This window comes from Streptomyces sp. YIM 121038 (assembly GCF_006088715.1).
Lineage (GTDB): Bacteria > Actinomycetota > Actinomycetes > Streptomycetales > Streptomycetaceae > Streptomyces.
The window spans coordinates 3,480,703-3,500,063 of sequence record NZ_CP030771.1 but is presented as its reverse complement, the minus strand read 5'-3'; the positions used below and the strand labels follow the sequence as shown (position 1 = coordinate 3,500,063).

Here is a 19,361-nt window from a genome sequence, read left to right as displayed (position 1 = left end):
ATCTTCCGTGACGCTCATCACCGCATATAGGGGCAAAGGTCACAGGATGCGGAGGCCGGAATCCCGCGGTGTGGCTGCTTGACGTCCCTGTGGGCCCCTGGCCGCCCCCGTGCGGTCCACCGGCCGAAACGCCGGGGCGCCGGGCCCCGGTCTTCGCGTAGATTCGCAGGGCCAGCAGCATCGGGATCATTTGGGGAAGCGCGTGACTAGGCAGGGCGTGGCAGAGGCGCAGCGGGTCGTCGTCAAGGTGGGGTCGTCCTCGCTGACCACCGCTTCGGGGGGCCTCGACGCGGATCGCGTTGACGCGCTCGTCGACGTGCTGGCCAAGCACCGAAATCCGGGGGCGGCCCGAAGGGCCTCGGTTGAGGGTGGTGGCGGGAGGCGGGCGGGCGGGGGCGAGCGCGAGATCGTGCTGGTGTCCTCCGGTGCCATCGCCGCCGGGCTCGCGCCGCTCGGCCTGCGCCGCCGCCCCAAGGACCTGGCCCGCCAGCAGGCCGCGGCCAGCGTCGGCCAGGGCCTGCTCATGGCCCGCTACACGGCCTCCTTCGCGCGCTACGGCCTCCGCGTCGGACAGATCCTGCTCACCACCGACGACACCAGCCGCCGCGCCCACCACCGCAACGCCTCGCGGACCCTCGACGAGCTCCTCGCCATGGGCGCCCTGCCGGTCGTCAACGAGAACGACACCGTCGCGACCGACGAGATCCGCTTCGGCGACAACGACCGGCTCGCCGCCCTCGTCGCCCACCTCGTCCGCGCCGACCTGCTCGTGCTGCTCTCGGACGTCGACGGCCTGTACGACGGCGACCCCGCGGCCGCGGGCACCGCGCGCATCGGCGAGGTGCGCGGCCCCGCCGACATCGCGCACGTCAAGATCGGCAGCGCGGGCAGGGCGGGCGTCGGCACCGGCGGCATGGTCACCAAGGTCGAGGCCGCCCGGATCGCCGCGGCCGCGGGCATCCCCGTCGTCCTGACCTCCGCGAGCCACGCGTCGGACGCCCTCGCGGGCCGGGACACGGGCACGTACTTCCACGCCACCGGGCGCCGCTCGGCGGACCGGCTGCTGTGGCTCCAGCACGCCTCCGCGCCCCGGGGTTCCCTCACGCTCGACGACGGGGCCGTCCGCGCGGTCGTGGAGGGCCGCAAGTCGCTCCTGCCCGCGGGCATCGCGGCCGTCGAGGGCGACTTCGTCGCGGGCGACCCGGTCGAGCTGCGGGACCCCGCGGGGCGGGCCGTCGCCCGCGGCCTGGTCAACTTCGACGCCAAGGAGCTGCCCCGGCTCCTCGGCCGCTCCACCCGCGAGCTCGCCCGGGAGCTCGGTCCCGCGTACGAGCGCGAAGTGGTCCACCGCGACGGCCTGGTGGTCCTGCACCCCTGAGGCGCCCCGGCCGCCGGGCCGCGCCCCGCCCGCGCCCCTGAACGCGCGCTCCCGCGAACCCCTGTGCGGCCCGCCCCGGTATCCCCGCCCACCCCATCGACACCAGCGGAAATCCGGCCGAAAACAGGCGCGAACGCCGTTCACGGACCGGCTCGCCCGAGGGGAAACTCCGGAAAATCGCCCCGAGAGACCGCTTGTCCTGCTCAACTTTGTGGCAAGGCAGTTCCGCACGACCGTTGCGTAACGACCGTTGCGCATCCGCAAGAGGACTGGTTGAAGGAGGCCGTCGTGAGACGAGTGCGCCCAGGGGCGGCGTCCCGCGGGTCGGCTGAGCGCGCCCTGACGAGCGTCGCCGCGGGGGCGGCGTACACCGGGGACACGGGCGGTGACCACGACCGGGAGACAGGCGCGCGGCAGCCGGACGAGAGCCCCCGGGAGACGGGCGGCGAGCGCGCCGAGGCCCCGCGCCTGTGGCACGTGACACTCAGCGTCTCCGGCACCAGGACCCCGCTGCAGGAGGTCAGGCGCGGCCTCGAACAGCTCGCCCACGACCACCCCTTTCTGCTGACCAGCCGGTACGCCCAGGACCACGCGGAGATCCGCTACTGGGAAGAGGCCCGCGACCTGCACGACGCCGCGGCGGTCGCGCTGCGCCTGTGGGGCGAGCACCGGCAGACCGCGCAGCTGCCGCCCTGGGAGATCGTCGGCCTCGAAGTGATCGACCGCGACACGTATCACCAGCGCATCGCGGAGGGGTACGGGCCGCTGCCTGCGACCCCGGTCGGCGTCCACCCCTTCTGAGCGGGGGAGCGCCCCTCAGGGGCGCGGGGAACCGCGCGACCCGGCCACGAGCGCCCGCGGACGCCCGACAGCGCGGTGCGGCCCACCCCGAAGGCGCCTCCACCGGCGGGGTTACGCACCACTGGTCATTACCGGCCATGTCTCGCGGACTGGGAAACCGGCTGGACTGCCCGGGGCACGCGGTTACCCTGCCCCCATGACCGCGCCGCTCTCTCCGTACGACAACATGACCCCGGTCGCCCAGGCCGCCTACCGTGCCCGCGCCGCCGCCGCGCGGCTCGCGCCGCTGCCGCGGGCCGCGAAGGACGACGCGCTGCTCGCCGTCGCCGACGCCCTGGAGGTGCGCACGGCGGAGATCGTCGCGGCCAACGCCGAGGACGTCGAGCGCGCCCGCGCCGCCGGGACCAGCGAGGCGATCGTCGACCGGCTCACGCTCACGCCCGAGCGCGTGCGCGCCATCGCCGCCGACGTGCGGGACGTCGTCGCCCTGCCCGACCCCGTCGGCGAGGTCGTGCGCGGCTCCACGCTGCCCAACGGCATCGACCTGCGCCAGGTCCGCGTCCCCCTCGGCGTCGTCGGCATCATCTACGAGGCCCGGCCGAACGTCACCGTGGACGCCGCGGCCCTGTGCCTGAAGTCCGGCAACGCGGTGCTGCTGCGCGGTTCGTCGTCCGCGTACGCCTCCAACACGGCGCTGGTGCGCGTCCTGCGCGACGCCGTCGGCGGCGCCGGGCTCCCGGCCGACGCCGTCCAGCTCGTGCCCGGCGAGAGCCGCGACTCCGTGCGCGAGCTGATGCGCGCCCGCGGGCTCGTCGACGTCCTGATCCCGCGCGGCGGCGCCTCGCTGATCAAGACGGTCGTCGAGGAGTCCACCGTCCCCGTCATCGAGACCGGCACCGGCAACTGCCACGTGTACGTCGACAAGGACGCCGACCTCGACATGGCCGTCGAGATCCTCATCAACTCCAAGGCGCACCGCGTCAGCGTCTGCAACGCCGCCGAGACCCTCCTGGTGCACGCCGACATCGCCGACGCCTTCGTGCCGCGCGCCCTGGACGCCCTCGCCGAGGCGGGCGTCACCGTGCACGCCGACGAGCGCGTCCAGGTGTACGCCCCCGCCTCGAAGGCCACCGTCGTCCCGGCGACCGCCGAGGACTGGGAGACCGAGTACCTCTCGTACGACATCGCGGCCGCCGTCGTCGACTGCCTGGAGCAGGCCGTCGAGCACATCCGGCTGTGGACCTCCGGGCACACCGAGGCCATCGTCACCACCTCGCAGCAGGCCGCCCGCCGGTTCACCCAGCTCGTGGACTCCACGACGGTCGCCGTGAACGCCTCCACGCGGTTCACCGACGGCGGCCAGTTCGGCTTCGGCGCCGAGATCGGCATCTCCACGCAGAAGCTGCACGCGCGCGGGCCGATGGGCCTGCCGGAACTGACCTCGACGAAGTACATCGTGACCGGCGACGGACACGTGCGCTGAGGCCTCACCGCCCCCGCCCGACGGTCGGGGGCGTTCGGGGTCACAACCGCTGAATTCCCTTTCCGTCTGCCCAAATCCACCACTCCAGGTCTACGCTGGACGCGTGCCGGAGGACGTGGGGGGCACGCCGTTCGCAGGCGGCGGGGAGCCCGACGACGACCGCGACCACGGGGGTGCGGACGACGAGTTCGCCTCCGTGGTCTTCGACGAGGACTTCGTGCGGGCCGCGGAAATCCACGAACCCACCGCCGTGGAGCGCCTCCTGGCCGCCGCCCAGGCCCGCGCCGAGGCCGAGGCCCGCCGCGGCCGCGCCCGCCGCTCCGGCTCCGACGCCCGGGACGCGGCGGACGACGACTTCGACGACTACGCCTACGACGGATACGGCCCGGACGACGGAGTCTTCGGCCCCGACCACGACTTCGACGACCTCGACGACGCGGAGTTCATGGAGGACGGCCGCGGGCGCTACGGCCGGCGCGGCGGCAAGGTCCGCTGGCACCGCCCCGTCGCCTGGATGCTCGCCCTCCTGATGGGCATAGGCATGGTGGCCTTCGCCTTCGCCGCGGTGTACCGGGGGGCGTCGTCCGGCCGCCAGGACCGCATACCCCCGCCCGCGACCACCGAGGTCGAACAGACCAGGGGCGCGGGCGAGACCGGCGGCCCCTCCGCGTCGGCGGAGTTCGGCCAGCCCGCCGTACCGGCCGAGCCGCGCACGCCCTGACACCCTCCCGCGAACCCCCGCGCGAGCTCGGCGAACGTGCTGCCGCGGCAGGTGAGGAGTTGTCAGAACTTGTCGTGTACCAGGGCGTTTATCGCGCGTCCCGGAGACCTACCCTGAAGGTATGGGCGGGCCAGGAGAACCACCTGCGGGGACACCCGAGGGCGCTCCCGGAGGTGAGGACGAGTACCGATCCGTCGTCTTCGACGAGTCGTTCGTACGCGCTGCGCGATTACAGGAGTTCTCCGCGCGCGAGCGCATGGGCGACCACGCGCGCGCCGTCCGCCGCAGGCCCAGCCCGCACCGCAGGCTCTCCCGGCAGGTGGTGATCCTCGTCGTCCTGATCACCGTCGCCTTCGGCACCGCCATCTACATGGGCGTGCGCCACCCCTACGAGACCCCCGTGGCCCGCCGCCCCGAGCCGCTGCGCATGACCGTCATCCCGCTCGCCCCGCAGGGCCGCGTGCCCGGCGCCGGGAAGGCCGCGGACCTGTTCGCGAAGAGCCCGGCCGCGCAGTTCGGCGTCGGCGCCAGCGGCATCGCGCTGCCCGCCGCCCGCCGCACCGCGCACTTCACCGAGGACCAGGTCGTCGCCGCGCTCGCCACCGCCAAGGACTACCTCGTCGAGTCCTCGCTCGACCCGGACGTGCTCACCGGCCGCACCGTGCGCTCCCCGCGGGTGCTGCTCGACCCCGCCCAGCTCGACCAGTTCGACCGCAGCTTCAGCCGCCCCGCCGCCGACGGGCGGCACGCGCCCACCGGCTGGCTGGTGCGGTTCGACCCGGCGCGCACGGCGCTCGCCGACCCGGGGGTGCGGGTGCACGGCACGCTGCGCGCCGACGAGACCGACAAGGAGACCCTCGAAGTGGCCTCCGACCACACCTTCGTCTACGCGCTGCGGCCCGCGGGCGCGGCCGGCCACGCGCGCGCCTCGCTGTTCACCGTCCGCCGCGAACTGCACTTCCGCTTCGACCGCGACGACCTGCGCATGCACCAGGCCGAGCTGCTCGTGAGCTACGTCCAGGCCGGGCCGCTGAGCTGCGCCGCCGACAGCACGCGGCTGCTGCGGCCGCTGCTCGCGGGCCAGGCGGCGGGCCCCGGCGGCCCCGCGGGCACCGACCCGTACGCGACGGGCCGGGCGACGGCGCTGTGCGGGGCCCTGGCGGGGGCGGCCGGGGCCGGGACGTAGCGGGCGGGCGGCCGGCGGGGCGTGCCCGGCCGGCCGGGGGCGTGGCCGACCAGCCGGGGCCGTGGCCGACCGGACCAGGGCCGTGGCCGACCGGCCCGGGGCTACTTCTCGCCGGGTCCTTCCGCGGGCCCGTCGCCGCCGGGGCGCTCGGAGGAGCCGCCGCCCTGGCCCGTGAACCGGCCGCGCAGCTTCCCGCCGAGGTCGCCCGCGCCGCCCGCGATGTCCGTGACCAGCTTCATCAGCGGGTCCTTGCTGTTGCGCACGGTGTCCGCGTACGACGACGCCGACTGCCGGAACGAGTCGGAGACGGAGGTGTCCTTGTCCTCCTGGCGGCGCGGGTAGTGGCCGTCCATGAGGCGCTGGTAGTCGCGGGTCGCGGCCCACTTCTTCAGCTCGGCGGCGCGCACGGTGGTGAAGGGGTGGGAGCGCGGCAGCACGTTCAGGATCTTCAGGACGGAGTCGCGCAGGTCGCCGCCCGCCTCGTACTCCTCGGCCTGCTCCAGGAAGGCGTCCACGTTCATCTCGTGCAGGTGGTTGCCGCCCGCGATCTTCATCAGGCCGCGCATGGACGCCTGGAGGTCCTGCCCGACCAGCAGGCCCGCGCGGTCCGCGGACAGCTCCGACTTGCGGAACCACTCCCGCAGCGCGGTCACGATCGCCATGATCGCCACATTGCCGAGCGGGATCCACGCCACCTTCAGGGCGAGGTTCGTCAGGAACAGCAGGATCGTGCGGTAGACCGCGTGGCCGGACAGGGCGTGGCCCACCTCGTGGCCGACGACCGCGCGCATCTCCTCCTCGTCGAGCAGCTCGACCAGGCCGGTGGTGACCACGATGATCGGCTCGTCGAGGCCGATGCACATCGCGTTGGGCTTCGGGTCCTGCGTGACGTACATCGGCGGGACCTTCTCCAGGTCCAGGATGTAACAGGCGTCCCGCAGCATGACGTTGAGGTGCGCGAACTGGGCGTCGGACACGCGCACGGAGTCCGAGAGGAACAGCAGCCTGAGGCTGCGCTCGGGGAGCAGTCCGCTGAGCGTCTTGAGGACCGTGTCGAACCCGCTGAGCTTGCGCAGGGCCACCAGGGCGGAGCGGTCCGCCGGGTGCTCGTACGCCCGGGACGAGATGCCGGGGAAGCGCCTGCGCTGCCTGCTCGGCACGCTCTCCTGGCCGGTGCCCGTGCCGTCGCTCCCGTTGCCGTTGCCGTTGCCGTTGCCGTTGCCGCTGCCTGTGCCGTCGTGGCCGTTGTGGCTGTCCTGGCCGTCGTGGTTGCCGTTGGTCATGCCGCATCCCCCATGTCGGTGTCCGTCCGTCGCGTCCGCAATCGTGCCCCCGAGACGGGGCCCAGCCTAGGCGGAGATACCGTGACGGGGCAGCGCACAGAAGGAGCCATCCGCCATGGAGTACATCTCTTCCGCCGACGCCCTCACCCTGGCCGCCCACGCGGCCGACAAGCAGGGCCCGGGCAACCTGCTCCGCGTCGTACTGATCGTGATGGTCGTCGGCTGCGTCCTCGTGGGCTGGCTGTTGCTGCGGGGATACCGGAAGTGACGGGCCCGGGGAGCCCCGGCAGGGCGCCGTCGCCGCACCGGCACACCCCGCATACGATGTGCCCAAGTCTTTACCCCGATCCCACACCGGATAGGTCCTGCTGACGATGAGCCTCCACGCCACCGCCGCCCAGTTCGTCACCCTCGCCTCCTCCGAAGGTGAGCACGTCGATGAGCACGCGAGCCTGAGCCCCTACGTGACCGGCGGCGGCGCCTTCGTCGTCCTGCTCCTGCTGCTGTGGATCACCACGCGCTTCAACCGCGACCGCTGAGCCCCGCCCTCCGGGGCCCCGCGGCCGGAATCCGGGTCGCCCGGCGGGGCCGGTAGTGTCTGCACGCATGGGAGAGCAGGACATGCCGACCGGCCCGCAGGGCGGACCTGGCACAGGCCCGGCGAGCGCCGCCAAGCGCCGTCTGGGCGTCATGGGTGGAACGTTCGATCCGATCCACCACGGACACCTGGTGGCGGCCAGTGAGGTCGCCGCCCAGTTCCACCTCGACGAGGTCGTGTTCGTACCGACCGGGCAGCCGTGGCAGAAGAGCCACAAGCTGGTCTCGCCCGCCGAGGACCGCTATCTGATGACGGTCATCGCGACCGCAGAGAACCCGCAGTTCTCGGTCAGCCGCATCGACATCGACCGCGGCGGCCCCACGTACACCACGGACACCCTGCGCGATCTGCGCCGCCTCAACCCCGACACGGACCTGTTCTTCATCACGGGCGCCGACGCGCTCGGTCAGATCCTCACCTGGCGGGACACCGAAGAGCTGTTCTCGCTGGCCCACTTCATCGGCGTCACCCGCCCCGGCCACACCCTGGCCGACCCCGGCCTGCCCGAGGGCGGCGTCTCCCTCGTGGAGGTCCCGGCCCTCGCGATCTCCTCCACGGACTGCCGCTGCCGGGTCGCCAAGGGGGAGCCCGTCTGGTACCTGGTGCCGGACGGCGTGGTGCGTTATATCGACAAGCGCGAGCTGTACCGCGGCGACTGAGCCGAGAGGGGCACCGGTGAACGACCGACAGTACGACCCGTACGGCGGCGAGTACGAGGGTGACGCGGCGGCTCAGTACGAGATCGTCGGGTACGACGAGTACGGGCGGCCGGTCTACCAACTGGTGCCCCGCCAGGCGGCGGCCCCCGCGTACGACACGTACGCCGCGCAGCCCCAGCAGCAGCCCCAGCCCCAGCAGGCGTACGGGTACGATCCGTACGCCCAGGGGCCGGGGCAGCAGCCCGCCGCGTCCGGGTACCCGCAGGCGTACGACGCGTACGCCACCGGAACTTCGTACGACACCGGTACTTCCCACGGCGGCGGTACTCCCCACGACGGCGGTACTCCCCACGACGGCGGAACCGCGTACGGCACGGCGGAGCAGACCGGCTGGATTCCGCAGCAGCAGCAACAGGAGCAGCAGCAGGCCCAGGTACCGCAGCAGGCTCAGGGGCAGCAGCAGGCCTACTCCGCGCCGGAGGCGGCTGCGGACGGGCGCGGCGGGCAGGGCGGCGCCGGGGTCCAGGACACCGACGAGCCCCGCGAGTACCTCACCGAGCAGTTCTCGTTCATCGAGGAGCCCGACGAGGACTCCGAAGACGTCATCGACTGGCTGAAGTTCACGGAGAGCCGTACCGAGCGCCGCGAGGAGGCCAAGCGGCGGGGCCGCTCACGGGTCGTCGCGCTGGTCGTCGTCCTCGCGCTCGCCCTCGTCGGCGGCGTCGGCTATCTGTGGGCCGCGGGCGACCTGCCCGGCCAGTCGGAGGAGAAGTCCGGCGACGCGGCCGCCGCCGGGCCGCAGAAGCGCGACGTCGTCGTCGTGCACCTGCACAACACCAAGGGCGGCGGCACCTCCACCGTGCTCCTGGTGAACAACACCACCACCAAGCGCGGCTCCGCCGTCCTGCTGCCCAACTCCCTCGCCCTGACCGGCGACGACGGCACCACGACCACGCTCGGCAAGTCCGTCGACGACGACGGCTCGACCGGTACGCGCGAGGAGCTGGACACGCTGCTCGGCACCAAGGTCGAGGGCACCTGGCGCCTCGACACCCCCTACCTCAACAACCTCGTCGAGCTCGTCGGCAACATCGACATCGACACCAACGCCGACGTGCCCGACCCCAAGGCCAAGCGCAAGGGCCAGGCGCCGCTCGTCAAGAAGGGCGAGCGGCAGACCCTGAGCGGGCCGATGGCCGTCGCCTACGCCACCTACCGCGCGGCAGGCGAGGGCGAGAACGCGCAGCTGACGCGGTTCGGCCAGGTCATGCAGGGCGTGCTGCGCAAGCTGTCGTCCGACCCGCAGGCCGCCACGGTCACCGTGCAGTCGCTCGCGCAGATCCTCGACCCGTCGCTGAAGGAGAAGGACCTCGGCACCTTCCTCGCCAAGCTCGCCGACCGCGCCAAGGGCGGCGACTACGCGACCGCGCTCCTTCCGGTGCGGCAGGACGGCACGCTGACGGACAAGGCGTCCGCCGGTGTGGTCAAGGACGTCCTCGGCGGCGTCGTGAAGAGCCCGGAGCAGGGCGCGGCGGTCCGCGTCGGCGTGCGCAACGCCACCGGCGCCAAGACCGCCACCGAGAACGCCCGCATCGCCCTCGTCAACGGCGGCTACACCTTCGTCGACGGCGGTACCGGCTCCGCGCCCGCCACGTCCTCGCAGGTCACCTACGGTGACGCGGACAAGAAGAAGGAGGCGGCTGAGGTCGCCAAGACCCTGGGCCTGCCCGCGAGCGCCGTCCGCAAGGGCGACCCGGCGTCGAACGCGGAGGTGTCCGTGGTGCTCGGCCAGGACTACAAGAGCCGCTGACGCCGCCGGGCCCGCCGAGCCGCCGGGCCTGCGAGCAGCCGGGGCCACGAGCCGCCGGGCCCGCCGGTCGCCGGGGCCGTCGGCAGGGCCGCCTTGAGGGACTGAGCGGTGGCGTCCGTTCCGTCCGGCTCCCCGGTGATCGAATAATCGTCTGGGGAGCCGTCCGCAGTCCGTGAGACCCTTGACGGGTATTGCCCATCTGAAGGAAAGCTCTCTAGTGACCGCCACGGACCGCTCCACCGAGCTCATCACCGTCGCCGCCCAGGCGGCCGCCGACAAGCTCGCGCACGACATCATCGCGTACGACGTCAGCGACGTGCTGTCGATCACGGACGCCTTCCTGCTCGCCTCGGCGCCGAACGACCGCCAGGTCAAGTCGATCGTCGACGAGATCGAGGAGCGCCTGAACAAGGAGCTCGGCGCCAAGCCGGTGCGCCGCGAGGGCGACCGCGACGCCCGCTGGATCCTCCTCGACTACGTCGACATCGTCGTCCACGTCCAGCACAGCGAGGAGCGCGTGTTCTACGCCCTCGAGCGGCTGTGGAAGGACTGCCCCGAGATCGAGCTGCCCGCCGACGCCAAGGCCACGCGCGGCAAGGCCGCGGAGCACGCCAAGCTCCAGCAGGCCGCCGAGGAGGCCGAGGAGATGCGCCACCTCGGTGGTGAGCTGCGGTGACTGCCCGCGGCTGCCGCATCATCCTGTGGCGGCACGGCCAGACGTCCTGGAACCTGGAGCGCCGCTTCCAGGGCTCCACGGACATCGAGCTGACCGAGGCCGGCGTCGCCCAGGCGCGCCGCGCCGCCCGGCTGCTCGCCTCGCTGAAGCCGGACGCGATCATCGCCTCCGACCTCAAGCGTGCCGCCGCGACAGCCGCCGAGCTCGCCGCCGTCACGGGCCTCGACGTCACGCACGACGAGGGCCTGCGCGAGACGTACGCGGGGGAGTGGCAGGGCCTCACCCACGAGGAGATCATCGACCGCTTCGGCGAGCAGTACGCCGCCTGGAAGCGCGGCGAGCCGGTGCGGCGCGGCGGCGGTGAGCTGGAGACCGAGGTCGCCGACCGGGCCGCTCCCATCGTGCTGCGGCACGCGGAGAAGCTGCCGGAGGACGGCACGCTCGTCGTGGCCAGCCACGGCGGCACGATCCGTACGACCATCGGCCGCCTCCTCGGCCTGGAGTCGCACCACTGGGAAAGCCTGGGCGGGCTCTCCAACTGCTGCTGGTCCGTCCTCGGCAGGGGCGCCCGCGGCTGGCGCCTCCTCGAGCACAACGCGGGCACGCTGCCCGAGCCGGTGCTCGGCGACGACGACTAGCCCGCAGGTCACGCCCCTCGTGGCCGGTCCCGACGCGGATTTCGCGTTTGGGCAGGTGGCAGGCTAAAGTTCTTCTTGTTCGCCCCGCAGAGCGGGAAGAACGCAAGGGGCTATAGCTCAGTTGGTAGAGCGCTTGCATGGCATGCAAGAGGTCAGGAGTTCGATTCTCCTTAGCTCCACAGTCCCGGTCCCGTCCCCGTCAGGGGGCGGGACTTTCTGTTGTCCGCTGGTCTTCTTGTCCCGCGTTTCTCGGTGCCCCGTGTTTCTCGGTGTCCCGCGTTTCTTGCGCCCGGCGTTCCCGCGCCCGCGTTCTGTCGCTCAGCGGCCGGTCTCCGCGTGCCGCAGCTCCCGGAGCCGGGCCGTTCCCCTGCGGGTCTCCTCGTCGTCCGGGGTGTAGGCCACGATCCGGCACTCCGGCATGCCGTTGATGGACAGCGAGACCGACGTCATCCGCAGCTCGCCGACCGCCGCGTGGCGGAACGTCTTCACCCGCGGCCCGGGGGGTATGACGTTCCCGCTCGCCCAGAGCTCCGCGAACTCCGGGCTGGCCAGGGACAGTCCGCGGACGAACTCCTCCCACGCGGGCTCGCCCACGTGCCGCCCGTACGCGCCGCGCAGCGTAGCCACCATCACCGGCAGCTCCGCGTCCCGGAAGACCAGCGGGCAGTCGCACCGGGGGACCACGAAGAGGGTCCACAGGACGTTCGGCACGCCTATGGTCTCCATCTCGGGGACCATGAACAGGTCCCGGTAGGCGGGGTTGGTGGCGAGGATGTCGTACCGCGTGTTGTAGACCACGGCCGGGTGCGGGTCCAGGGCGTCGATGATGCCCTGGATCTCGGGGCCGACCGTCTCGGCCACCGCCTCGTGCCGGACGGCGTACGGCACCTCGGCCAGGTGGTACAGGTGCTCGCGCTCCGCCCGGTCCAGGCGCAGGGTGCGGGCGACGGCGTCCAGGACCTGCGCGGAGGCGTTGATGGGGCGGCCCTGCTCCAGCCACGTGTACCAGGTCACGCCGACGCCGGAGAGCTGGGCGACCTCCTCGCGCCGGAGCCCCGGAGTGCGGCGGCGCGGGCCCGGCGGCATGCCCACGTCGGCCGGGGTCACACGGGCCCTGCGGCTGCGCAGGAAGGCGGCCAGCTCGGGGCGCCGCCGGGTCGCGGAGGCCGCGGGTGTGCGGGCGGGCGCGGAGCCGGGTGTGCGGGCGGCCGCGGAGGCGGCCCCGGCGTCGGCCGTGCGGGGCGCCCGACCAGTGGCCGACCCCCGTGCGGCACCGGTCGGACGCCCTGCACCGTGGACGCCGGGGAGCGCCTGCGGGTTCGACGGGCCCGGCGCCCTGCTCGTCGTGTCCATCGTCGTCACGTCCCCCATCGTCACGTCCCCCATCGTCAACGTCCGGGCCGCCCCGTGCCAGGTGCTGTCAGTACCAGCATCCGCGGGCTCTCACTACCTGTACCGAGCCGTCGGCACTCTCATGTGCATGACGACCACAAGCCCATCGGCACCGAGCCCGGTCTCAACTCCCGCATCCAGTAAAGCCCCCGGCACTGACAATCGCCCGGGACGCGTGCTCGCGGCCGTGCTCGCGGCCCAGTTCATGGCGCTGCTCGACGTGTTCATCGTCAACGTCGCGGCGCCCACGATCCGTACCGACCTGCACGCGTCCGGCGCCGGGCTGCAACTCGTGATCGCGGGCTACACCATCACGTACGCCGTCCTGCTGATCACCGGTGCCCGGCTCGGCGAGCGGCTCGGGCACCGGCGCGTCTACATGGCCGGGCTCGCCCTGTTCACCGCCGCGTCGCTGGCCTGCGGCCTGAGCCAGAGCACCGGCCAGCTGATCGCGTTCCGCCTGGTCCAGGGCGCGGGCTCCGCGCTGCTCATTCCGCAGGTCCTGAGCCTCATCCAGCGCACCTTCACCGGTGAGGCCCGGGTGCGGGCCCTCGGCGCCTACTCGGCGGTGCTCGCCACGGGGGCCGCGGCCGGGCAAGTGGTCGGCGGCGTCCTGGTCAGCGCCGATCTGTTCGGCACCGGCTGGCGCCCGGTGTTCCTCGTGAACGTGCCCGTCGGCGTGGTCCTGCTGGCGCTCGCCGCCCGCGTCCTGCCCGCCGACAGCAAGCCGACTGCCGGGCGCGCCCGCGGCCTCGACCTGCCGGGCCTCGTCCTGCTCGGCGCCACCGTCTCGCTCTTCACCGTGCCCCTGGTCCTCGGCGAACAGAAGGGCTGGCCGCTGTGGACCTGGCTGTCCCTGGCCGCCTGCGCGGTGTTCTTCGCCCTGTTCTGCGGCTACGAGTCCCGCCTGGCCGAGCGCGGCGGGGCGCCGCTGATCTCGCCGAGGCTGCTGCGCACCCCGGGCATGGGCGTCGCCGTCCTCCGCCTCGCCGTCATCATGGCGGTCAACGCGGGCTTCCTGTTCGTGCTCACGCTGCACCTGCAGGGTGGGCTCCACTACAGCGCGCTGCGCGCGGGGCTGACGTTCGCCCCGACCGCCATGCTCTTCGGGGCGGTCGGCCTGACCTGGCGGAAGTGGCCCCGGGCCGTTCAACCGGCGCTCGTCCCCTGCGGATTCGCCCTCACCGCGGTGGCGAGCCTCGCCGTGGGCCTGCTGCTGCGCGACGGCCGCGACGTCGGCGGCTGGCTGTACGTGGCGTTCGTCGCCGTGGGCATCGGGATGTCGCTCGGCTTCAGCCCGGTCCTCACGCGCGCGTTGGCGACGGTCAGGCCCGAGGACGCGGCGGACGCCAGCGGCCTCCTCGCGACCGTCACCCAGCTCGGCCAGGTGACGGGTGTCGCGGTCTTCGGCGCCCTCTTCCTCGGCCGGCTTGAGTCACCGGGGGCTCCGGGAGCGTATGCGTCGTCGGACGCGCTCCTGGTGTGCTCCTACGCGCTCGCCGCTGCGGCCGCCCTCGGGGCCGTGTCCGGACTGGTACGTATGCGTCGCTGACCGGCTCGCCGTGGTCGTGGCAGAATTCGGGGGGCCGGAAGGGGACTGCACCAGTGCGCCGACGGTGACTCGACGGGAGGGAGAGCGTGATGCCTGCGAGCATCCTCGAGGAGGCCGGCGGCCTCCCCGAAGTGGCGAAGATACGGTCCGGTGACGCCACGCTCCTCAACTGCCCTTCCTGCGGCTCGTCCCACGTCGCCCAAGTCCTCGGTGACAATGGCGGAGTCAGTTACGTGTGCACGGCCTGCGGCCACAGCTGGAGCTGATCGATGGGTGCACACAGGCGTAAGTGCGACTGGTGCGGCAGCGGTACGCCGATCGTCCGCGACATGGAGCCGGTGAACCCGGACTACCAGTACTGGTGCGAGGAGTGCGCGCGGGCGCTGATCATAAAAGGCGACCCCATCGAGACGTACCGGGAACTCGAAGGCGAGCCGATCTACGGCCGTCTGCTCGACGAGCACTGCACGCTCAAACGCTTCTACTCCTTCGCCACCGCCTGAGCGCGGCCCCGGAGGGGCCTCCCCGGGCACTCCGCGCGCCCGCGGGGCCCGCGCCGCACAGCGGCCGCCGCCACCGCGAGGAAGCCGAAGGCCGCCAGCGGGTACACCGCCGACAGACCCATCTGACCGACGCTCTGGCCGAGTTCGGGCCGCCCCGGACGGTGCGGAACCCACCACAGGGCGTACGAGCAGAACACCACGACGAGCCCGCTCGCGGCGGCCCCGCGCACCGGCCCGCCCCGGCGCGCGGCCCGCGTCCACAGGAGCAGCGCCATCGGCACCCACCACACCCAGTGGTGTGACCACGACACGGGGCTGACGAGCAGCGCCGTCGCCGCGCAGGCGGCCGCGCCCCAGGCCCGCTCCCCGCGCGCGGCTGCGGTCACCGCGACCCCGAGGCCGCCCGCGCACACCAGCACGGCGCCCGCCGTCCACCACGGTCCGGGCTCCCCGGTGTGCAGCAGCCGGGCGAGCACCCCGCGCAGCGACTGGTTCGCCGTCTGCTCCGTGTGTCCGGCCCGGCTCGTCTCGAAGACCACGCGGGTCCAGAAGCGCCGGGAGTCGTCCGGCAGTACGACGGCACCGGCCACCGTCGTCGTCAGGAACGCCCCGGTGGCCACGCACGCGTGCCGCAGGGCGGGCGGCCACCCGCCCCGCCGTACCGCCTCCACGACACCGACGAGCAGCAGGAACACCGCGAACAGCGCGGGCGTGAGCTTGATGGCCGCGGCCACCCCGATGCCCACTCCCGCCCACCGGTGGTCCGGGCGCCGGGTCAGGTCCCACAGCACCAGGACCGCGAGGAGGAGATTGATCTGCCCGTAGCGCAGCGTCGTCCACACCGGCTCCGACCAGACGGCGAGCGCCGACACCCACAGAGCGGTCTCCACGCGCGCGTGTCCGGGCCGCTCCCTTCCGGGCGCGTGCCCCCGGCCGTCGATCAGCCGCAGGCACAGCCGGACGAAGACGACCAGCAGGAGCAGGTTCCCGGCCGTCGCGAGCATCCGTAGGTCCGCGACGTCCGGCACGGTCAGCGGCGTGAAGAGCAGCGCGGCGAAGGGCGGGTACGTCATGGGGAGGTGCGCCTCGGTCGCGCGCAGCGCGTACAGGTCGCCGCCCGCACGCGCGGTCGCGCCCTCCGCGCGGTAGACCATCAGGTCGATCATCGAGACGCCGGCAGCGCGCTGGGCTGCCCAGAAGGCCACGAAGGAGAACAGGCAGGCCCCGGCGGCGAGCGGTACGCGGCGGCGGGCGGCGACGGACACGATCACGGTCACGACGCGGGACGGTAGCGCCGCTGTGCGTCCGGAACGGAAACGATTTGGTGGTGCGGGGGGTCCACCGTGTAATGTTGGCGGAGCCGCCGGGGAAACCGGGCGGAACACAGCAAGGGGCTATAGCTCAGTTGGTAGAGCGCTTGCATGGCATGCAAGAGGTCAGGAGTTCAATTCTCCTTAGCTCCACAGTGAATGAAGAGCGGGCCACCCGGATCGGGTGGCCCGCTCTCGTGTGTCCTCCTCGTGTCCTACGGCCGTCCGCTGCCCAGGGCGCGACGTCCGCGCCCGCGCGACAGCATCGGCAGGGTCCGGGGTGCGCCGGGCGCCGCCGGATCCTCCTCGACGCGCAGGGCGAGTGCGGGGCAGCGTCGCACGGCGCGCTGGGCGCGGGCTTCCGCGTAGCGCGGCACCGCCGCCTCCGCGACCGACGGGAAGCCGTCGGGGCCCAGCTGGATCAGCTCCGGGACGATGTCGGCGCACAGGCCGTGGCCCTGGCACAGCGTCCAGTCGACGGCGAGCTTGCGGCCGCTGGGCGCCTCGCCCTGCGGCGCGTCGTCCTGGAGGGGCAGCACGCCCTCCACCGGGCGCCCGCAGCCGTCCCCCAGGACGTGTGCCGCCAGGTCGTCGGTGAAGGCCGCGATCGTGGACTCCAGGAAGGCCGCCGAGCCGTCGGGATGCTTGCAGGCGCCGCGCCGCTTCACCGCCCGCGTCACCTCGCGCAGCGCCTCCAGGGCGGTCGGTCCGCCGCCGTCCAGGACGTCCGCGAGCCCGCGCGCGGCGGCGGGCAGGCCCAGGTAGCAGGGGCCGCACTGGCCCGCGCTCTCGGCCGCCAGCCAGTGGGCCACGCGCAGGGACTCGCCGAGCGGGCAGGTGCCGGGGCCGATCGGCAGCACGGCGCCCGCGCCCAGCGCGCCCCCGCAGGCCTCCAGGGCGGCACGGGAGACGACGGCGTCGTGCGCGGTGACCGGGTCCAGCCACTTGCCGTGGTAGCCGCCCGTCAGGACGCCCTGCGGCAGCGGGGGAGCGCCCGCGAGCTGCAGAACGTACCGCAGCGGGACGCCCGTTGGGACCTCCACCACCATGGGGCGTGCGACGGCCCCGGAGACGGTCAGCAGGACGGTGCCGGGCTCGTCGCGCAGTCCGGTGCGGCGGTAGCGGTCCGCGCCGGTCCGGGCGGCGACGGCGAGCTGCGCGAAGGTCTCCGCGTTCGACAGGAGCGTGGGCGCGCCGCCCACCCCGGAGTCCGCGGTACGGACCTTGCGCCCCGGAGGCAGCGCGGGACCGCCGTCCGCGGAGCGTACGAGCGCGGAGGACTCGCCGGTCACCATGCGCACGGGGTTGCGCTGCACGCGCGCGCGAAGGCGCGAGCCGCGCCGGTCGCTCAGGCCCCGCTCGCCGAGCGCGGCGCGCATCGACGCCTCCGTGGAGTCACGGGTCACACCGACGATCAGGGTGCGTGCGCCGAGGGCCTCGGCCGCGAGCAGGGCGCCGTCCAGGATGAGGTGCGGCGCGCGGTTGATCAGGACGGTGTCCTTGCGGCAGGCGGGCTCGTCCTCGCTGCCGTTGACGACGACCACGGGACGTACGCCGCGGCGGATCGCGGACTCGGCGACGGCCCGCAGCTTGGTGGCGAACGGGAAGCCCGCGCCGCCGCGGCCGCGCAGCCCGATCGCCTCCGCGAGTCCGGCCAGCTGCTCGCCCGCCACGGGCTCGAGCGGTCCGTGCACCTTCAGGTGCATGGCGAGGTCGAGCCGCTCGACCAGATCGAAGCCCGAGGTCAGCAGCGGAAGCCCGACGACGCGGACTTCGGGGACGTCGGGCAGGGACGCGTTCACTTGCTGCCTCCGGCGGGCGCGTTCCAGGGCTCACCGGTGCTGGGCGCCTGGAACGGGCCTAGTAGGGGTTGCGCGGCGGCTCCGTCGCCTTCGCGCACGGGCTCGTACGGCGGGTCGTCCGCGGGCGGGTGGTAGACGGGCCGGGATCCGGTGTCGTAGCGGCCCTCGGAGTGCGGGCCCGGTCCGTCGGGGCCGAACCGGGTGTCTCCGTAGTCGTGTTGCGTGTCCTGAGGGTCTACGGAGTCATACGAAAACGGGGGGCCGGGGGCCTCGGCGGGAGGCGGGGGCGAAGGGGCGGGCCAGCGGGGCGCGACGGTGGGCAGGACCTCGGTCGTCCTTAGGTCCGGCGGGAGGTCGGCCTCGTCCTGCTCGGCGGGCGTGGCGAGCGCGCGGTAGGCGGCGGCGATGCCGGTGACGGGGGCCTGCTCGGACGGGATGCGGCCGCCGGGGGCCGTGCCCGGGAGGGGGGCGGTCCCGGGGTCCCGGACGGCCGCCCGGGCGCGGCGGCGCGACCGGCCGGGCGCTCCCCGGCCGTCGGGTTCGAGGACGGCGAGGATCCGGGCGGCCGCCTTGCGCTTGACCGGCGGCGGTGCCGCCCGCAGCGCCATGGCTCCGGCGACCGCGACGAGGCACAGGCAGTACAGGGCGACCACCCACGGCTTCGGCGGACGGCCCGCGTACAGGCCGTGGATCAGGGCGGCGCACCAGGCGGGGTAGGCGAGCATGTGCAGGGCCCGCCAGCGCGAGGCGACCTGGACCGGTGAGGCGAAGGCGCTGCGCAGGGCGCCGGTGACGCTGGTGGTGACCATCAGGAGGCCGGCGAGCGACCCCAGGCCGATGAGGCCGTCGCCGCCGGTGAGCCCGAGGCCGAAGGGGATGACCGCGCCCACCAGGGACACGTGGTCGAGTGCGAGTTTGACGGTGCCGTGCAGGAGCAGGAAGCCGACGGCGGCGACCGCGGTGGCCCGGTGCACGGCCTGGGCGAGCAGGCGCTGGCGGGAGCCCAGGAAGAGGCGGTCCGACGCGACCAGGCCCCAGGCGACGGACGCGGTCAGGGAGACCAGGGACAGGACGCCGGTGGTGTAGTCGAGGGCGGCACGGAAGTCGTCGCCTCCCGCGAACACCAGCAGGGGTATCAGGAGCAGTGCGGCCGTGGTCAGCAGGCCGCGGGCCGCTCTGCCCGGCCCGGCGAACGAGCCGGTGAACGGCCCGGCCGGCGAGCGGAGCGAGGGGGAGCCGGATAACACGGGGCTCCGGGGACGCTTGCGGTGCGGGTGCAGAGGGTTCATGGGGGCGACTCCGAAATGGTCCGGTCGCCGCATGCTAAGTCGCCCCATACCGGCGGGTACGTGGTTTGAGTTATTGCGTTGTTATCAAAGTGCGACTCGATCTTGGTGTTGCCCCGATAGTGGGCGGTACGCGGAGTAATCCTTGGCCAAGGGTGAGCCTCCGCTTTCCGTGCGGCACCGCGGTCCGGATCCGGCCGGAGCGGGACGAACTGCGTCGCCCGGGCTCGGGGCCCTGCGGTACTCTGACGCCATGCGTGCCGTACGCCTTCTGCTTAGCGGG

Annotated in this window: 19 protein-coding genes and 2 tRNA genes; 16 read left to right on the top strand and 5 right to left on the bottom strand. The window is 73.4% G+C overall.

Features of this window, described 5'->3' with window-relative positions; translation table 11 throughout:
* The first annotated feature begins 217 nt into the window (after window positions 1–217).
* From proB to C9F11_RS14550, 5 genes are all read left to right on the top strand, one after another.
* Window positions 218–1,378 (top strand): glutamate 5-kinase, encoded by a 1,161-nt coding sequence (gene proB, locus C9F11_RS14570; RefSeq protein WP_138959702.1) that lies wholly within the window; start codon window positions 218–220, stop codon window positions 1,376–1,378.
* Between the two features lie 288 nt (window positions 1,379–1,666).
* Window positions 1,667–2,179, top strand: a complete 513-nt coding sequence (locus tag C9F11_RS14565) for a hypothetical protein (protein ID WP_138959701.1) — start codon at window positions 1,667–1,669, stop codon at window positions 2,177–2,179.
* A 196-nt stretch (window positions 2,180–2,375) separates the two neighbouring features.
* On the top strand, window positions 2,376–3,662 hold the full coding sequence (locus C9F11_RS14560) for a glutamate-5-semialdehyde dehydrogenase (RefSeq protein ID WP_138959700.1): 1,287 nt from the start codon (window positions 2,376–2,378) through the stop codon (window positions 3,660–3,662).
* A 103-nt stretch (window positions 3,663–3,765) separates the two neighbouring features.
* Window positions 3,766–4,383 (top strand): hypothetical protein, encoded by a 618-nt coding sequence (locus tag C9F11_RS14555; RefSeq protein ID WP_138959699.1) that lies wholly within the window; start codon window positions 3,766–3,768, stop codon window positions 4,381–4,383.
* Window positions 4,384–4,504: 121 nt separating this feature from the next.
* Window positions 4,505–5,569 carry a hypothetical protein gene (locus C9F11_RS14550; protein ID WP_138959698.1) on the top strand — a complete coding sequence of 355 codons (1,065 nt, stop codon included), beginning with the start codon at window positions 4,505–4,507 and terminating at the stop codon, window positions 5,567–5,569.
* A gap of 101 nt (window positions 5,570–5,670) precedes the next feature.
* Here C9F11_RS14550 and C9F11_RS14545 read toward each other — a convergent pair whose 3' ends face one another.
* Complete coding sequence (locus tag C9F11_RS14545; protein ID WP_249401736.1) at window positions 5,671–6,852, bottom strand: M48 family metallopeptidase; 1,182 nt, start codon at window positions 6,850–6,852, stop codon at window positions 5,671–5,673.
* Between the two features lie 115 nt (window positions 6,853–6,967).
* On the opposite strand from C9F11_RS14545, the gene C9F11_RS47375 reads away from it, so the two are divergent.
* From C9F11_RS47375 to C9F11_RS14510, 7 genes are all read left to right on the top strand, one after another.
* Complete coding sequence (locus tag C9F11_RS47375) at window positions 6,968–7,120, top strand: hypothetical protein (RefSeq protein ID WP_171075740.1); 153 nt, start codon at window positions 6,968–6,970, stop codon at window positions 7,118–7,120.
* Between the two features lie 106 nt (window positions 7,121–7,226).
* Window positions 7,227–7,391, top strand: a complete 165-nt coding sequence (locus C9F11_RS14535) for a hypothetical protein (RefSeq protein ID WP_138959695.1) — start codon at window positions 7,227–7,229, stop codon at window positions 7,389–7,391.
* 67 nt (window positions 7,392–7,458) lie between these two features.
* Window positions 7,459–8,109: a nicotinate-nucleotide adenylyltransferase gene (gene nadD / locus C9F11_RS14530; protein ID WP_138959694.1), complete on the top strand. Its 651-nt coding sequence runs from the start codon at window positions 7,459–7,461 to the stop codon at window positions 8,107–8,109.
* Window positions 8,110–8,125: 16 nt separating this feature from the next.
* Entirely contained in the window at window positions 8,126–9,919 is a 1,794-nt protein-coding gene (locus C9F11_RS14525; RefSeq protein ID WP_138959693.1) for an LCP family protein, read from the top strand.
* A 217-nt stretch (window positions 9,920–10,136) separates the two neighbouring features.
* Window positions 10,137–10,595 (top strand): ribosome silencing factor, encoded by a 459-nt coding sequence (gene rsfS / locus C9F11_RS14520; protein ID WP_138959692.1) that lies wholly within the window; start codon window positions 10,137–10,139, stop codon window positions 10,593–10,595.
* Window positions 10,592–11,233, top strand: a complete 642-nt coding sequence (locus C9F11_RS14515) for a histidine phosphatase family protein (protein WP_138959691.1) — start codon at window positions 10,592–10,594, stop codon at window positions 11,231–11,233. The genes rsfS and C9F11_RS14515 overlap by 4 nt, the downstream gene beginning before the upstream one ends.
* A 106-nt stretch (window positions 11,234–11,339) precedes the next feature.
* Window positions 11,340–11,412 (top strand) — tRNA-Ala (locus C9F11_RS14510).
* Between the two features lie 139 nt (window positions 11,413–11,551).
* Here C9F11_RS14510 and C9F11_RS14505 read toward each other — a convergent pair.
* Window positions 11,552–12,610, bottom strand: coding sequence for a helix-turn-helix transcriptional regulator (locus C9F11_RS14505; RefSeq protein WP_249401735.1), 1,059 nt, complete (start codon window positions 12,608–12,610; stop codon window positions 11,552–11,554).
* A 202-nt stretch (window positions 12,611–12,812) separates the two neighbouring features.
* Between C9F11_RS14505 and C9F11_RS14500 the strand changes: the two genes are divergently transcribed.
* The 3 genes from C9F11_RS14500 to C9F11_RS14495 all read left to right on the top strand — a co-directional run bounded on the left by C9F11_RS14500 (window position 12,813) and on the right by C9F11_RS14495 (window position 14,680).
* A complete protein-coding gene (locus C9F11_RS14500) occupies window positions 12,813–14,177 on the top strand; it encodes an MFS transporter (protein ID WP_275940280.1) in 1,365 nt (454 codons plus the stop codon).
* A gap of 89 nt (window positions 14,178–14,266) precedes the next feature.
* The gene (locus C9F11_RS47370) at window positions 14,267–14,443 is read left to right on the top strand and encodes a hypothetical protein (RefSeq protein ID WP_171075738.1); all 177 of its coding nucleotides are present in this window, start codon (window positions 14,267–14,269) and stop codon (window positions 14,441–14,443) included.
* 3 nt (window positions 14,444–14,446) lie between these two features.
* Window positions 14,447–14,680, top strand: coding sequence for a hypothetical protein (locus C9F11_RS14495; RefSeq protein WP_016643127.1), 234 nt, complete (start codon window positions 14,447–14,449; stop codon window positions 14,678–14,680).
* Here the strand turns inward: C9F11_RS14495 and C9F11_RS14490 are convergent.
* A complete protein-coding gene (locus tag C9F11_RS14490; RefSeq protein ID WP_249401734.1) occupies window positions 14,659–15,957 on the bottom strand; it encodes a glycosyltransferase 87 family protein in 1,299 nt (432 codons plus the stop codon). The two genes, C9F11_RS14495 and C9F11_RS14490, sit on opposite strands and share 22 nt — an antisense overlap.
* 113 nt (window positions 15,958–16,070) lie before the next feature.
* On the opposite strand from C9F11_RS14490, the gene C9F11_RS14485 reads away from it, so the two are divergent.
* A tRNA-Ala gene (locus C9F11_RS14485) sits at window positions 16,071–16,143 on the top strand.
* Between the two features lie 62 nt (window positions 16,144–16,205).
* Here C9F11_RS14485 and C9F11_RS14480 read toward each other — a convergent pair.
* Both C9F11_RS14480 and C9F11_RS14475 read right to left on the bottom strand, forming a co-directional pair.
* A complete protein-coding gene (locus tag C9F11_RS14480) occupies window positions 16,206–17,792 on the bottom strand; it encodes an NADH-quinone oxidoreductase subunit NuoF family protein (protein WP_138959689.1) in 1,587 nt (528 codons plus the stop codon).
* On the bottom strand, window positions 17,789–19,039 hold the full coding sequence (locus C9F11_RS14475) for a cytochrome b/b6 domain-containing protein (protein WP_249401733.1): 1,251 nt from the start codon (window positions 19,037–19,039) through the stop codon (window positions 17,789–17,791). The genes C9F11_RS14480 and C9F11_RS14475 overlap by 4 nt, the downstream gene beginning before the upstream one ends.
* Window positions 19,040–19,361: the final 322 nt, after the last annotated feature.